This is a genomic window from Bacillus cereus (assembly GCF_002577405.1).
Lineage (GTDB): Bacteria > Bacillota > Bacilli > Bacillales > Bacillaceae_G > Bacillus_A > Bacillus_A cereus_AU.
On sequence record NZ_NULR01000009.1, the window covers coordinates 24,973 to 39,262 of the forward strand.

Sequence of the window (14,290 nt, forward strand, 5' to 3'; positions counted from 1 at the left end):
TACACGTATTTATGATATGATTATACGATGTGATAGCGCTGAAAGGGGAAGAACGATGATCTATTTTGATAATAGTGCGACGACGAAGCCATATCCAGAAGCCCTTCAATCGTACGTAACGGTTGCTGGAAAATATTTTGGAAATCCTTCTTCCATTCATTCGCTTGGAGGAGAGGCAGAGCGTCTATTAACACAATCAAGAACGATTGCAGCGCAGCTCCTTCACGTTAAACCTTCTGAAATTATTTTCACATCAGGTGGAACGGAAGGGAATAACCTTGCGATTAAAGGGATTGCGATGAGGAATCGTTCGCGCGGTAGACATATCATTACAACAAATATTGAACACGCGTCTGTGTTTGAAGCATATAAGCAATTAGAAGAGCTTGGATTTGATGTAACCTATTTACCGGTTAACGAGCATGGTGTTGTATCGGTAGAAGATGTAAAACGAGCGCTTCGTGAAGATACGATTCTTGTGTCAATTATTCATGTGAACAACGAGACTGGAGCAATTCAGCCTGTTGTTGAAATTGGAACGTTATTATCGAATTACCCGAAAATAAGATTCCATGTGGACCATGTACAAGGGATAGGAAAAGTACCGCTTGATTTATACGCTTCTCATATTGATCTTTGTTCAATATCTGGGCATAAATTTCATAGTGTAAAGGGAACAGGACTTCTTTACGTACGTGATGGTGTAAGATTAGATCCAATCTTATCAGGTGGTCAGCAAGAGCTTAAGTATCGCTCAGGCACAGAAAACTTACCTGGTATTGTAGCGATGGTGAAAGCACTTCGTATGACGATGGAGCAAGTGAATGAAAAGATCGTTCATTTGCAAAGTTTACAAACAGAGCTTGTCCGTTTCTTTGAAGAGATGGAAGATGTAACGATTAATACGTCGCTTGAATTTGCGGCACCGCACATTTTAAATGTATCGTTTGTCGGTTTAAAACCGGAAGTGGTCGTTCATGCTTTAGAAGAACACGGTGTATATGTATCAACGAAGTCTGCTTGTTCTTCAAAAGCAAATGAAGTGAGCCGAGTACTCGTGTCAATGGGGGTACCACATGCCGCCGCTGCAAGTGCTATTCGCATTAGTTTAGCACCGGAAAACACGATGGAAGAAGTAAAACAATTTGAAGGTATTGTAAAAGAGACAATGCCAAAATTATATGAAGTGATGAGGTAAAGAAATATGATGACATATGAATATATTTTAGTTCGTTACGGAGAAATGACGACAAAAGGTAAGAATCGTTCTAAGTTTGTAAGCACATTAAAAGATAATGTGAAGTTCAAACTGAAAAAGTTTCCAAATATTAAAATCGATGCAACACATGACCGTATGTACATCCAATTAAATGGGGAAGATCATGAAGCGATCTCTGAAAGATTGCAAGATGTATTCGGTATTCATAAGTTTAACTTAGCAATGAAAGTACCATCAGAATTAGAAGACATTAAAAAAGGTGCATTAGCAGCTTTCTTACAAGTAAAAGGCGATGTGAAAACATTTAAAATTACAGTGCACCGCTCTGATAAACGCTTCCCAATGAAGACGATGGAGTTACTTCCAGAAATCGGTGGACACATTCTAGAAAATACAGAAGATATTACAGTTGATGTTCATAATCCAGATGTGAATGTACGTGTAGAAATTCGCAGTGGTTACAGCTATATTATGTGTGGTGAGCGCATGGGAGCTGGCGGTTTACCAGTTGGTGTTGGTGGAAAAGTAATGGTACTTCTTTCTGGTGGTATTGATAGCCCAGTAGCAGCGTACTTAACGATGAAGCGCGGCGTATCTGTGGAAGCAGTTCACTTCCATAGCCCACCTTTCACAAGTGAGCGTGCAAAACAAAAAGTAATCGATTTAGCACAAGAATTAACGAAGTACTGTAAACGTGTAACACTTCACCTTGTTCCATTTACAGAAGTGCAAAAAACGATTAATAAAGAAATTCCATCTAGCTATTCAATGACAGTTATGCGCCGTATGATGATGCGTATTACAGAGCGCATCGCAGAGGAGCGTAACGCACTTGCAATTACGACTGGTGAAAGCCTTGGACAAGTAGCAAGCCAAACGCTAGATAGTATGCATACGATTAACGAAGTAACAAACTATCCAGTTATTCGTCCACTTATTACAATGGACAAATTAGAAATTATTAAAATTGCAGAAGAAATTGGAACGTACGATATTTCGATTCGTCCATATGAAGATTGCTGTACAGTGTTCACACCAGCAAGCCCAGCGACGAAACCAAAGCGCGAAAAAGCAAATCGTTTTGAAGCGAAATATGATTTCACGCCGTTAATCGAAGAAGCTGTAGCGAACAAAGAAACAATGGTATTACAAACAGTAGAAGTGGTGGCGGAAGAAGAAAAGTTCGAGGAACTTTTCTAAACCCATAAATTACCACGTTCAAATGTGTATGAAGTCATGTTGTTTATCACACTCTATACTCACAAGGAGGTGATACAACATGGCAAGCACAAATAAATTAGCAGTATCTGGTGCTCAAGCAGCATTAGATCAAATGAAATACGAAATCGCTCAAGAGTTTGGTGTTCAACTTGGAGCTGATGCAACATCTCGCGCTAACGGTTCTGTTGGTGGAGAAATTACTAAACGTCTAGTTTCACTAGCTGAGCAACAATTAGGCGGTTTCCAAAAATAATCCCATATACGATGGCTTAGAAAGAGCGGGTTCCCCGCTCTTTCTTTTTTTGTTTGTATCGTTATAAATTCAATTCGACATAGATATAAAAAATTTGTCAAAAGAAGAGGGTTCAAAATTTACTGAAAATTCTTTATTATATAAGGGAGGCATAGAAATAAAGGAGGATGTTTTTATGAAGAGAGAGGAATTGTTGGCACCACCATCTTATAATTTAGTTTCAGAAATAGAGAAATATACGAATGATAAAGAGAAGCTTGCTGTAATTTGGCAGGATGATAAAGGAAATAGACGAGAAGTTACATATTGTGAATTAATGCAAGGTGCGAATAAAATTGGAAATGCTTTTATAAAAAGTGGCTTACAAAAAGGGGACAAGCTCCTCATTATGATGCCGCGTTTAATTGAAGCTTACATGACGTATATTGCTGCGATTAAAGCAGGATTTGTCGTAATTCCAAGCTCGGAAATGTTGCGTAAAAAAGATATTGAGTATCGCATTGGGCACGGAGAAGTAAAGGCAATCGTAAGTTATGAACCGTACATTAAACAGTTTGATAACATAGAGGCGATGGACTCTCTTCAAAAGTTCGTCCTGAGCGAGCAGTCAGTAGATGGATGGATTAATTTGAAAACAGCATTAGAAACAGAGAGTGACATGTTGGAAATGGCGAAGACAGATAAAGAAGATATGGTCTTTTTATCGTACACGTCAGGGACGACAGGAAATCCAAAAGGTGTCGTTCATACGCATGCGTGGGCATATGCTCATTTACGTACGAGCGCCCCAAATTGGCTCGGAATTGAAGAGAATGATGTTGTATGGGCAACAGCTAGTCCAGGCTGGCAAAAATGGATTTGGAGCCCGTTTTTAGCAACTCTCGGCTCAGGGGCAACAGGATTTGTATACCACGGTAAATTTGAACCGAAAACATATTTAAATTTATTAGATGATAATAAAGTGAACGTGCTTTGTTGTACGCCGACTGAGTATAGATTAATGGCTAAGGTAGAAAACTTAAACGAGTACAATTTAGAAGCGTTACAGAGCGCTGTATCAGCAGGTGAACCATTAAATAGGGAAGTTATTGAAACGTTCCAAAAGCATTTTGACATTACAGTAAGAGACGGTTATGGACAAACGGAAAATACGTTACTTGTTGGGACGATGAAAGGGATGGACATTAGACCGGGATCAATGGGAAAACCGACGCCAGGCAACCATGTTGATATCGTAAATGAGGAAGGTATTCCAGTGCAGGTAGGAGAAGTTGGTGATATTGCAGTTCACATTGAAACACCAGCCCTCTTTAAACAGTACTATAAAGATGATGAGCGTACAGCGATGCAATTCCGTGGTGATTATTATATTACCGGTGACAAGGCGAAAAAAGATGAAGATGGCTACTTCTGGTTTGAAGGACGCGGAGATGATATTATTATTAGCTCCGGTTATACAATTGGACCGTTCGAAGTCGAAGACGCACTTGTAAAACATCCATACGTAAGAGAATGTGCGGTTGTCGCAAGTCCAGATGAAATTCGTGGAAGTGTCGTGAAGGCATTTATCGTATTAAGAGAGAATATAGAAAAGAACGAAGAAACATTGATTCCAGTACTTCAACAACACGTCAAAGAACTCACTGCACCATATAAATATCCTCGCAAAATTGAATTTGTAGATGAACTACCAAAAACGATTTCTGGAAAAATTCGTCGTATTGAACTTAGAAAACAAGAGATGGAGATTCCTTCAAAATAATTTCGAAAATAGTGAAGGAAATAGTTGAATGAAATGTAAAACGTATGATATTATAAAAACGAACACGAGTTCGGTTTTATAAATTTTAAAAAAGAGGTGTCCGTATGATTTTAGGTATTAATCCTTACTTAGTTTTAGATGGTAGTGGGCAAGAAGCTGTTCAGTTTTACAAAGAGGCGTTAGACGCAAAAGTAGAAGTCATGCAAACCTTTGGTGATATGCCTGAAAATCCAGAATACCCGATTCCAGCTGAAGCGAAAGAGCGCGTTTTACATGCTACTTTAAAAGTTGGCAATACGGAACTGATGATTTCTGATACATTCCCAGGTAAAGGGCATGCGATCGGATCTCAAGTGACAATCGCAATTCAAATTAGTAACGCGGAAAAAGCGAAAGAAGTATTTGATAAGTTACAAGAAGGTGGCGAAGTTATTATGCCACTTCAAGAAACATTCTGGAGCCCAGCATACGGACAAGTAAAAGATAAATTTAGCATTGAATGGCAAATTACAACGAATCCTACTGAACAAAATTAATTTTTAAAAAAGCACCATGTTTTGAAATGGTGCTTTTTTCTATACAATAAAAATAAAGGAGATGGGATATATGGGAGAAATTTGGTACGGCGGCACCATTTACACGATGAGAGAAGAAAATGAAAAAGTGGATGCTATTTACGTTGAAAATGGCGTCATTGTTGACGTGGGGAATAAAGAAAAGTTAGAAAACCGATATTCAGAAGTGAAGTTATATGACTTAAAAGGGCAAACGATGATTCCAGGGCTTGTTGATAGCCATATGCATCTTATTGGGCATGGGGAGAGGTTACTCCGTCTAGATTTATCAAATTGTACATCTTATAGTGAAGTACTTACTCTCGTTCAGAAGCGAGTAGAAGGAGCTCCACAAGGAACATGGATTATCGGAGAAGGATGGAATGAAAATAATTTTACAGATACAAAACAAGTTCATGTACGTGATTTAGATGAGATTTCTAAAGAACATCCGATTTTATTAAAGCGCGTTTGTCGTCACGTGACATGGGTGAATTCATACATACTGCAAGAAGCGAACATAACAGAAGCGGCGCAAGACCCGAAAGGCGGGAAGATCGGCCGGGATTCATCAAATAAGTTAACAGGACTTTTATATGAACAAGGACAAGAATTAATTAAACATGTTCAGCCTGAAATTGATGAAGCCTATTTACAAGGGGCTCTGCAAACAGCGATTAAAGACTGCTGGCAATACGGACTCGTTGGTGGGCATACGGAAGATTTAAATTATTATGGCGGTTTTAGAAAAACATACAATGCGTTTTCACACGTTATAAAAGAAATGCCATTTAAAGCCCATTTGCTCGTTCATCATGAAGTAGCGAATGAGCGAAAAGAATATGAAAATGAGCACTACATTGAATTTGGGGCGATGAAAATTTTTTCTGATGGCTCTTTTGGCGGAAGAACAGCTTTATTAAGTAAACCATATGAAGATGCGCAGGAAACGAATGGAGTTGCGATTTTTTCACGTGCAGAGCTTGCAGAGTTAGTGAAGAAAGCTCGTGATTTACATATGCCAGTTGCCATTCATACAATTGGTGACTTATCGCTTGAATATGTCATTGATGCACTCGAATTATATCCGCCAGCAAAAGGATTACGTGACCGCATTATTCATTGTCAGCTCGCTCGTGAAGAGTTGATTGAAAGAATGAAACACTTGCCGGCTATTATCGATATTCAGCCAGTCTTTGTTTCATCGGATTTCCCGTCAGTCATTGAAAAACTAGGGAAGCATCGTCTTCGTTATGCATACGCTTGGAAGACGTTACTAGATGCAGGATTACACTGCAACGGTGGGTCTGATGCTCCAATCGAACAAGTGAATCCGTTTTTAGGTATATATAGTGCTGTTACACGTAGAAGTTTTATTGACGGCGTATGCTATATGCCAGAAGAAAGGCTAACGGTATATGAGGCTGTTTCTTTATTTACAACAGGAAGTGCCTATGCAATTGGGAAAGAAGAGAAGCGGGGGCAAATTACAACAGGATATGAAGCAGACTTTACAATATTAGACCGCGACATATTTGAAATCGAGTCAGAAGAAATAAAAGAAGTACAGGCAGAAATGACCGTCATTGATGGGGAAATCGTGTATAGAAAAGGTGCGTAAAAATATATCGACTTACCGACAAAAAATGACAAGAAAAGTTGCCGGATAATAGAGGGGGTTACCCGCGTTAATCGGGGTAAATAAAAAACCGACAAATTATGATATTTCATAATTTGTCGGTTTTTTTAATACTATAAAAACGTTCTCTGTACTTTTTCCCAGAAAGAGTTATTTTTTAATTTAACTGTTTTAATTTGTTTATCGCTTAAGCGTACAACAACTTTTTCCACTTGTTTAATGCTAAGTGCTTCATTATCCATGCCGATAACCGGATAATCATTACTGTCTGGTTTTAATGCTAAAGTTAATGTACGTTCGTGATTTAAGATGAACGGTGAACCAAGTGTACGGTATGTGTTGTTATTTAAAGATGCTAATTCACTTACTTGGAAGCAAGGGATAAGCGGATCAACAACTGCACCATGCAATGATTTATTGTAAGCCGTACTTCCTGTTGGAGTAGAAACAACTAAACCGTCGCCTCTAAATGTTTCAAAATATAAATCATCAACGTGAACATCCACAACGAATGTTTTAATGATGCTTGAGCGTAAAGAAAATTCATTTAAACAATGGAAAGATGTTCCGTGATCTACATCTACTTGAATTGTTGGGTATTTTCGCACTTCAATTTCGTTCTTTGTAATTTCTTGAAGGGCTGTATCAACGTGATCAATATGGAAATCGCAGTAGAAAGAAATTTCATCTTTCGTAGAAATCCCTGCGTATAAGCAATCTTCTCTAAAACCAGTTTTACGAACGGCTTGTAAGAAAGTTCCATCATCTCCAACGCTGACAATAGCGTTTGCATTTTTTGGATGATCTAATATGGTAAATCCATTCTCTTCTAAAATACGATAGATTGGTTTCATTTTTTCAACAAGTGTTACTTTGTCATCACCATAAAAGAAAAATAAATTGCGACGATCTGCCATTATGTATCCCTCCACTGCAGTTAAGTTTTCTGTTCTTCGTGCTACATATCATGAGAATGTGTCCTCGATGATATGTTCAAATAATATATTTCGATATAAATTGTCAAAATCCCTTTTTATTTTTAGAAAAATTTTTATATTCAATTTTATGAAAGGTTGTTTAATGGTGAATAAACTTGTCGATAATGGGTATGGAGTGAAAGGATGGTACAAATGAAGTGGCTCGTAATTGGAATGATAATTCTTCTACTTTTTATTTTGCTTATACTATTGTCGAAAATATCACTTAAGGTGACGTTTTTATATTCAGAAATGGAAAAGCAATGTTTGTTTCAAGTGAAAATATGGATGATTCGATATACATTTGATGTGTTGGAAAGAATTGAAAAACAACAGAAAAAGACGGAGCAAAAAATCGAAAAAGCTGAGAAAGATGGCGGCATAGATAATAAAATTATGGCACAACTTGATAGCATGGGTGAACTGATAAAAAAGCTTCAAGAAGTTCATACTATTGTTAAAGATTTTCTCAAACGAGTGAAAATCAATGGTTGGAAATGGCATTCACAAATTGGAACAGGCGACGCAGCCAGTACCGGAATTGTCACTGGATATGCATGGGGGACAAAAGGAATGGCTGCTGGAATTGTAGGACAATATATGCATATTGTTGACGTACCAGAATTTGAAATTACACCTGTCTTTCAAGGGAAGGGATTTGCATCAAGAGGTGAGTTAACAGCATCTTTTCGTATATTCCGTACTGTAAAAACAGCGGTGAAATTACTCATATTTATGAGGAAACAAAGATCTGGTATGACAGAAAAACCAGTTCAAGCATAGGGGGGATATAGAATGGACCATCCAATTCAAGGTTTAATGACAACCGCAATGCAGCATTTAAAACAAATGACTGACGTTAATACAATTGTTGGAGACCCAATTAAAGCAGCAGATGGAAGTGTAATTCTTACCGTTTCAAAAGTCAGTTTCGGTTTTGCTGCTGGTGGAAGTGAATTTGGTAAAGTAGAATATTCAGGCCGTCATCCATTTGGTGGAGGTAGTGGTGGAGGAGTTTCTATTAATCCTGTTGCCTTTCTTGTTATAAATGGAGAAGGTGTGAAAGTGTTGCATTTAGATAAACAAACACACGTCATCGATAAAATAATTGAATTAGCGCCACAAGCTGTTGATAAAGTGAAAGAAATGATGGATAAACGAAAAGAAGATGATCCAGAATTTCAAATTTAACGAATAGAGGTCGTCTCAAAGGGTGTTTTGGGACGACCTTCTAATATGTATAGGTTGCTACTATTGTCTTATTTTTCGTTAAGTTGATATATTTAGAGTTGTGTACGATAGGATTTCAATTACTATTGTAATCGTAAAGTTAAGAGCTCTACTTTTAGGATGTTCTCTTTTTTTATTTTTTTGTAAATAAAGCGATTTTATTTGCATTATCGATAGGGACAAACTATCATTTACAGTGTACATATTTTGTTTAAATAAGGGAGGATTCTCAAGTGGCAAACGTAACTTTTAAAGGTAATCCAATGACTTTAGTTGGAACAGAAGTTAAAGTTGGCGATCAAGCGCCAAACTTCCAAGTGTTAGCAAACGACTTATCTCCAGTAAGTTTAGAAACATACAAAGGTGAAGTGAAATTAATTAGTGTTGTACCTTCAATCGACACAGGTGTGTGTGATGCGCAAACACGTCGTTTTAACCAAGATGCAGCAGGTATTGAAAACGCGAAAGTATTAACAATTAGCGCTGACTTACCATTCGCTCAAAAACGTTGGTGTGCAGCAAACGGTTTAGAAAATGTTGTAACACTTTCTGACCACCGCGACCTTTCATTCGGCGAAGCTTACGGCTTAGTAATGAAAGAACTTCGTTTACTTGCTCGTGCAGTATTCGTAGTAGATAGCAATGACAAAGTAGTTTACGCAGAATACGTAAGCGAAGGTACAAGCCATCCAAACTATGAAGCAGCATTAGAAGCAGCAAAATTGGCGAAGTAATGTAAATGAAGATGACCTCTAATTAAAGTTTCACTTTAGAAGAGGTCGTCTTTTCTCATATATTGTTAAATGAACCGATATATGAGAAAAGACGTTACGTCATACATCACTTAAAAGGGAGCTCCTAAAAAGAGGTCGCTTTTTCTTTTGGGAAAAAATCAGATTATGGTATGATATAAGTTATGTGTAAAAGAGAGAAGGAGGAATGTACGTGAGTCAGGCAGTAGAAACATTATTTTCTATTTTTGATTCTTCTATGGTAGTTTTACGTAAAGAATTAGATGTGACATATTTAGAGGCGCTTGTAGAAACAGGTGATAACTTGTTTGAAGGAGCAATTTTACAAGAAGAATTATCCGAGGCAACAATTGAAAGGTTGAATCGTGAATATAGTACGTTTAATGAAGAAACATATAAAGGGGAAGAAATTCGTAAAGCATTTCAGCTAGCCATTTTAAAAGGAATGAAAGAAGGCGTGCAAGCGAATCATGAAATGACGCCTGATGCAGTTGGAATGTTCATGAGCTACTTATTCCATAAATTTATGCAAGGGCAAAAAGAAATTACTGTTTTAGACCCTGCAATTGGAACAGGTAACTTAATGACTACAGTGTTTAATAGCGCCAAAGAAGGACTTGAAATGAGTGGATTTGGTGTAGAAGTGGATGAAGTGCTAATTAAACTTGCTTTGGTAAATGCGAATTTACAAAAGCATGCAATCGAATTCTTCCATCAAGATGGACTAGCACCACTTTATATTGATCCAGTTGATGCAGTTGTTTCAGATTTACCAATCGGTTACTATCCAAATGAAATCGGTGCAAGTGAATATAAGTTAAAAGCAGATGAAGGAATGTCATATGCGCATCACTTATTTATTGAACAAAGTGTGAAACATACGAAAGAAGGCGGATACTTATTCTTCTTAGTACCGAACTTCATTTTCGAAAGTGATCAGGCGCCAAAATTACATGCATTTATTAAAGAAACATGTTTTATTCAAGGGTTATTACAGCTACCTGTTTCCATGTTTAAAAACGAGAAAAATGCAAAAAGTATATTTGTGCTCCAAAAGAAAGGCCAAGGTGTAACAATGCCGAAACAGGCACTACTAGTGGAATTACCTAAGTTCTCTAACATGAAGGCTATGGAGAACATTATGGATCAATTGAATACTTGGTTTGCAACACATAAATAATACGATATATATGTAACAGGGTTAGTAATTACTATAGTACAGTTGTATATGATGTGTAATATTTTTTAGTATATACAAGATTTAACTGAATTTTTTTGAAATCTGTAATATATTTTTTTTCTTGGTGTTACAATTTTTTCACTTGAAATATATCTCAGACGATGTTTAAATTAAAATCGTGAGTATAAAATTTACTGATGATGAAATGGTTTCATAATGAGTAAGTTTAATTAGATAAAATCGAGCGGTTTGTGGAATGATCCACACAACTACCAAGAGAAAAAGGGGCGAAAGACTAGATGTCAAAAATCATCGCGATTAACGCAGGAAGCTCTTCCTTAAAATTCCAATTATTTGAAATGCCAAGTGAAACAGTATTAACAAAAGGTTTAGTAGAACGTATCGGTTTAGAAGATAGTATCTTCACTATTACTGTAGATGGCGAAAAACAAAAAGAAATTACAAGCATCCCAGATCACGCAGTAGCAGTTAATATGCTTCTTAAAAAATTAACTGAAAACGGAATCGTTAAGTCTCTAGATGAGATTAGCGGTATCGGTCACCGTGTTGTTCACGGCGGCGAAAAATTTGCTGACTCTGTTTTACTTACTGATGAAGTATTAGCTGATATCGAAGAATTAAGCGATTTAGCACCACTTCACAACCCAGCAAACATTGTTGGTATTAAAGCATTCCAAGAAGTATTACCAAACGTACCAGCAGTAGTAGTATTTGATACAGCATTCCACCAAACAATGCCGGAATCTGCATTCCTATACAGCTTACCATATGAGTACTATGAGAAATTTGGCATCCGTAAATACGGTTTCCACGGAACTTCTCACAAATATGTAACTGAGCGTGCGGCTGAATTATTAGGTCGTCCACTTGAAAGCTTAAGCTTACTTTCTTGTCACTTAGGTAACGGTGCAAGTATCGCAGCAGTAGAAGGCGGTAAATCTATCGATACTTCTATGGGCTTCACTCCACTTGCTGGTGTAACAATGGGTACACGTTCTGGTAACATTGACCCTGCGTTAATTCCATACATCATGGAAAAAACAGGCCAAACAGTAGAAGAAGTTCTTAACGTATTAAACAAGAAAAGTGGTATGTTAGGTCTTTCTGGATTCTCTAGTGACTTACGTGACATCGAACAAGCGGAAGAAGAAGGAAACCACCGTGCAGAAGTAGCGCTAGAAGTATTCGTAGGACGTATCCATAAGTATATTGGTTCTTATGCAGCTCGTATGAAAGGTGTAGACGCAATCATCTTTACAGCTGGTATTGGAGAAAATAGTGCTCTAATTCGTGAGCGTGTATTAGAAGGCCTTGAGTTCATGGGCGTATACTTCGATCCAAAACGTAACGACATTCGTGGCGAAGAAGCATTCATCAGCTTCCCACACTCTCCAGTAAAAATTATCGTAATTCCAACTGACGAAGAAGTTATGATTGCTCGTGACGTACTACGTCTTGGAGATATTGGTTAATATATGCATGAAAAAGACGAGATCCTAAAGGGTTTCGTCTTTTTTTGTATAGGGACGATTATAATGTAGTTGAATAGAAATTAGTAACATTTATTTGGATAGATTCTTGCAATTTATATTCCATATAAAGAATGTGCAATGTATAAGCATATTTGCAAAGAATAAGCGGAAATATGTTACAATAGAAAAAAATCAAACGAGGTGGTTGTTACGGTGCGATCGAAGCGAGAACAAGCCATTTTAGACAATATAAAGGAATGGGAAGCGCAATTAATTGAGCAAGAATCGACCGATTTTCAAAAAATGTTTGATAAATGGGTACATACTACAATTGCGAAATTACCTGAGAAAAAACGAAAAGATTTCTTTACGAAAGCAGATGGATGGCTCTTTCATTTGCATGCGCTTATTCAAAGTTCACAATCACAGCTAGATGCACGTAATCGTATTTTAGGAACGTCGAGATTATTTGATGAATCAATTGAGCAACTTGAAGATTTGAAATCATTATCTATTGATCAATTAACATACATAGCAGAGCAGCAAACAGCACGTCATCGCCTATATTCATTCGTACAAGGCGGAGCAACGGGTGCTGGTGGTTTATTATTATTAACAGCTGATTTTCCGGTTATGATTGCGTTAAATGTAAAGGCCGTACAGCTTATTGCAACATCATTTGGGCATGATGTGAACAAGCCTTATGAAATGATGCTTGCGTTAAAGGTATTTCATGCGTCATTACTACCAGGAAGACTTCAGCAGTACGCATGGTACAATTTATTGCAAGAACTGGAGCAAGAAGATTCGTTCTTTTATGAAGGAGACGAAGCGGTGTTACAACCAGCTTCTACGGAGGTTGTGTTAAAGCAAATTTTGAAGACATTTTCGATTTATGCGCTTCGTCGTAAGTTATTCCAAGGCATTCCGGTAATTGGAATGGCAATCGGATCTACAGTGAACTATCGTTTAACAAGAAATGTTACTGAATTTGCGAATCGATTTTATCAAGTGCGCCACATAGTCGAAAAAGAAAAAAGAGCGTAAAAAAAAAGCGAGAGGCCGAAGCCTTTCGCTTTTTAGTTTGTTGCATGTTTTTTGGACATTGGAATTGATACTGGTTGCTTTGTTGCTTTCTTTTCTGTTTTTGGATAGTAAATTAAATCCAATGTTTTTGCCTGTACGGCAATCGAAAGAATAGTAAAAGCAATTTCTGTCCAATTTAAATAATATAATGAAAGCGCAAGAACAATCGCGTCAAAGACGAAGAAAATTTGCCCAATTGTAAAACGAGTTCGTTTACTTAATACAATCGTTAAAATATCGTCTCCGCCGGTTGCACCGCCAAATCGCAATATAAAACCGAGTCCAATACCAGCTAACGCACCGCCAACTACTGCAGCTACAAATAAATTATTTGATAAATCTACCGTAAATGGAGAATAATTTTCCATAAGGGAATAAAATACTCCGAATGAAATTGAACCTAAGAATGAATAGCCAACCATTTTTCTACCTAAAAATGAAGCACATAGTAAAATAATAGGGATATCCATTATCACAGTTGAAATAGATGGTGAAATATCATAAAAATTTTGGATAAATAGTGCAATACCTACAAATCCACCTTCTGTTAAGTGGTTTTGGAAGTGAATGTGATATAGCGCTGCTGCTAAAATAAATGAACCGATTAAAACCATAAAAATTTCTTTAATAATTTGTCGACTTTGGATGTTCCTCATCGTTATTCCTTCTTTCCGTAGTTAGTAGTCCTTTTGGTGTTGTAAACTAACTACGAGCTCACATGTAGCTTTCAGTTAGTTTACGTAAAACTAACTACGCTATATGTCGCTGAAGAAATAACGAATAATCCTCTCGTCCATCAATTCTCCCTACCTTCGTTTTAGTTTAAGTCTTAAAGCGACTAAACAAAACGTGGAGTAGAATTCTTCATTTAGCAATCCTGCTCTTCTTTGTTTTGTTTAGCTAATAACAATTAAGTCCTAAACA

General features: G+C 37.1%; 14 protein-coding genes. 12 read left to right on the forward strand and 2 right to left on the reverse strand.

Annotated elements, in window-relative coordinates:
• The first annotated feature begins 55 nt into the window (after nt 1-55).
• The 6 genes from COC96_RS12275 to COC96_RS12300 all read left to right on the forward strand — a co-directional run bounded on the left by COC96_RS12275 (nt 56) and on the right by COC96_RS12300 (nt 6,630).
• Nucleotides 56-1,198, forward strand: coding sequence for a cysteine desulfurase family protein (locus COC96_RS12275; RefSeq protein ID WP_098268870.1), 1,143 nt, complete (start codon nt 56-58; stop codon nt 1,196-1,198).
• A 6-nt stretch (nt 1,199-1,204) separates the two neighbouring features.
• A complete protein-coding gene (thiI, locus tag COC96_RS12280) occupies nt 1,205-2,419 on the forward strand; it encodes a tRNA uracil 4-sulfurtransferase ThiI (RefSeq protein ID WP_097905712.1) in 1,215 nt (404 codons plus the stop codon).
• A 79-nt stretch (nt 2,420-2,498) separates the two neighbouring features.
• Nucleotides 2,499-2,693 carry an alpha/beta-type small acid-soluble spore protein gene (locus tag COC96_RS12285; protein ID WP_000168890.1) on the forward strand — a complete coding sequence of 65 codons (195 nt, stop codon included), beginning with the start codon at nt 2,499-2,501 and terminating at the stop codon, nt 2,691-2,693.
• 175 nt (nt 2,694-2,868) lie between these two features.
• The gene (mbcS, locus tag COC96_RS12290; protein WP_098268869.1) at nt 2,869-4,455 is read left to right on the forward strand and encodes an acyl-CoA synthetase MbcS; all 1,587 of its coding nucleotides are present in this window, start codon (nt 2,869-2,871) and stop codon (nt 4,453-4,455) included.
• 104 nt (nt 4,456-4,559) lie between these two features.
• Nucleotides 4,560-4,991, forward strand: coding sequence for a VOC family protein (locus tag COC96_RS12295; RefSeq protein WP_098268868.1), 432 nt, complete (start codon nt 4,560-4,562; stop codon nt 4,989-4,991).
• A gap of 61 nt (nt 4,992-5,052) precedes the next feature.
• Entirely contained in the window at nt 5,053-6,630 is a 1,578-nt protein-coding gene (locus COC96_RS12300) for an amidohydrolase (RefSeq protein ID WP_141535892.1), read from the forward strand.
• Between the two features lie 131 nt (nt 6,631-6,761).
• Here the strand turns inward: COC96_RS12300 and COC96_RS12305 are convergent, their stop codons facing one another.
• Nucleotides 6,762-7,565 (reverse strand): NAD kinase, encoded by an 804-nt coding sequence (locus tag COC96_RS12305; RefSeq protein WP_098268866.1) that lies wholly within the window; start codon nt 7,563-7,565, stop codon nt 6,762-6,764.
• 204 nt (nt 7,566-7,769) lie between these two features.
• On the opposite strand from COC96_RS12305, the gene COC96_RS12310 reads away from it, so the two are divergent.
• The 6 genes from COC96_RS12310 (at nt 7,770) to COC96_RS12335 (ending at nt 13,327) form a co-directional block, all read left to right on the forward strand.
• Nucleotides 7,770-8,408: a DUF2953 domain-containing protein gene (locus COC96_RS12310; RefSeq protein ID WP_098268865.1), complete on the forward strand. Its 639-nt coding sequence runs from the start codon at nt 7,770-7,772 to the stop codon at nt 8,406-8,408.
• Between the two features lie 12 nt (nt 8,409-8,420).
• Nucleotides 8,421-8,816 (forward strand): GerW family sporulation protein, encoded by a 396-nt coding sequence (gene ytfJ, locus COC96_RS12315; RefSeq protein ID WP_097905717.1) that lies wholly within the window; start codon nt 8,421-8,423, stop codon nt 8,814-8,816.
• A gap of 272 nt (nt 8,817-9,088) precedes the next feature.
• Nucleotides 9,089-9,589 (forward strand): thiol peroxidase, encoded by a 501-nt coding sequence (gene tpx / locus COC96_RS12320; protein ID WP_097905718.1) that lies wholly within the window; start codon nt 9,089-9,091, stop codon nt 9,587-9,589.
• A gap of 211 nt (nt 9,590-9,800) precedes the next feature.
• On the forward strand, nt 9,801-10,787 hold the full coding sequence (locus COC96_RS12325) for a class I SAM-dependent methyltransferase (RefSeq protein ID WP_142339997.1): 987 nt from the start codon (nt 9,801-9,803) through the stop codon (nt 10,785-10,787).
• 299 nt (nt 10,788-11,086) lie between these two features.
• On the forward strand, nt 11,087-12,280 hold the full coding sequence (locus tag COC96_RS12330; protein ID WP_098268863.1) for an acetate kinase: 1,194 nt from the start codon (nt 11,087-11,089) through the stop codon (nt 12,278-12,280).
• A 213-nt stretch (nt 12,281-12,493) separates the two neighbouring features.
• Nucleotides 12,494-13,327, forward strand: coding sequence for an EcsC family protein (locus tag COC96_RS12335; protein WP_098268862.1), 834 nt, complete (start codon nt 12,494-12,496; stop codon nt 13,325-13,327).
• A gap of 32 nt (nt 13,328-13,359) precedes the next feature.
• Here the strand turns inward: COC96_RS12335 and COC96_RS12340 are convergent, their stop codons facing one another.
• Nucleotides 13,360-14,022 (reverse strand): YitT family protein, encoded by a 663-nt coding sequence (locus COC96_RS12340; RefSeq protein ID WP_098268861.1) that lies wholly within the window; start codon nt 14,020-14,022, stop codon nt 13,360-13,362.
• Nucleotides 14,023-14,290 lie beyond the last annotated feature (268 nt).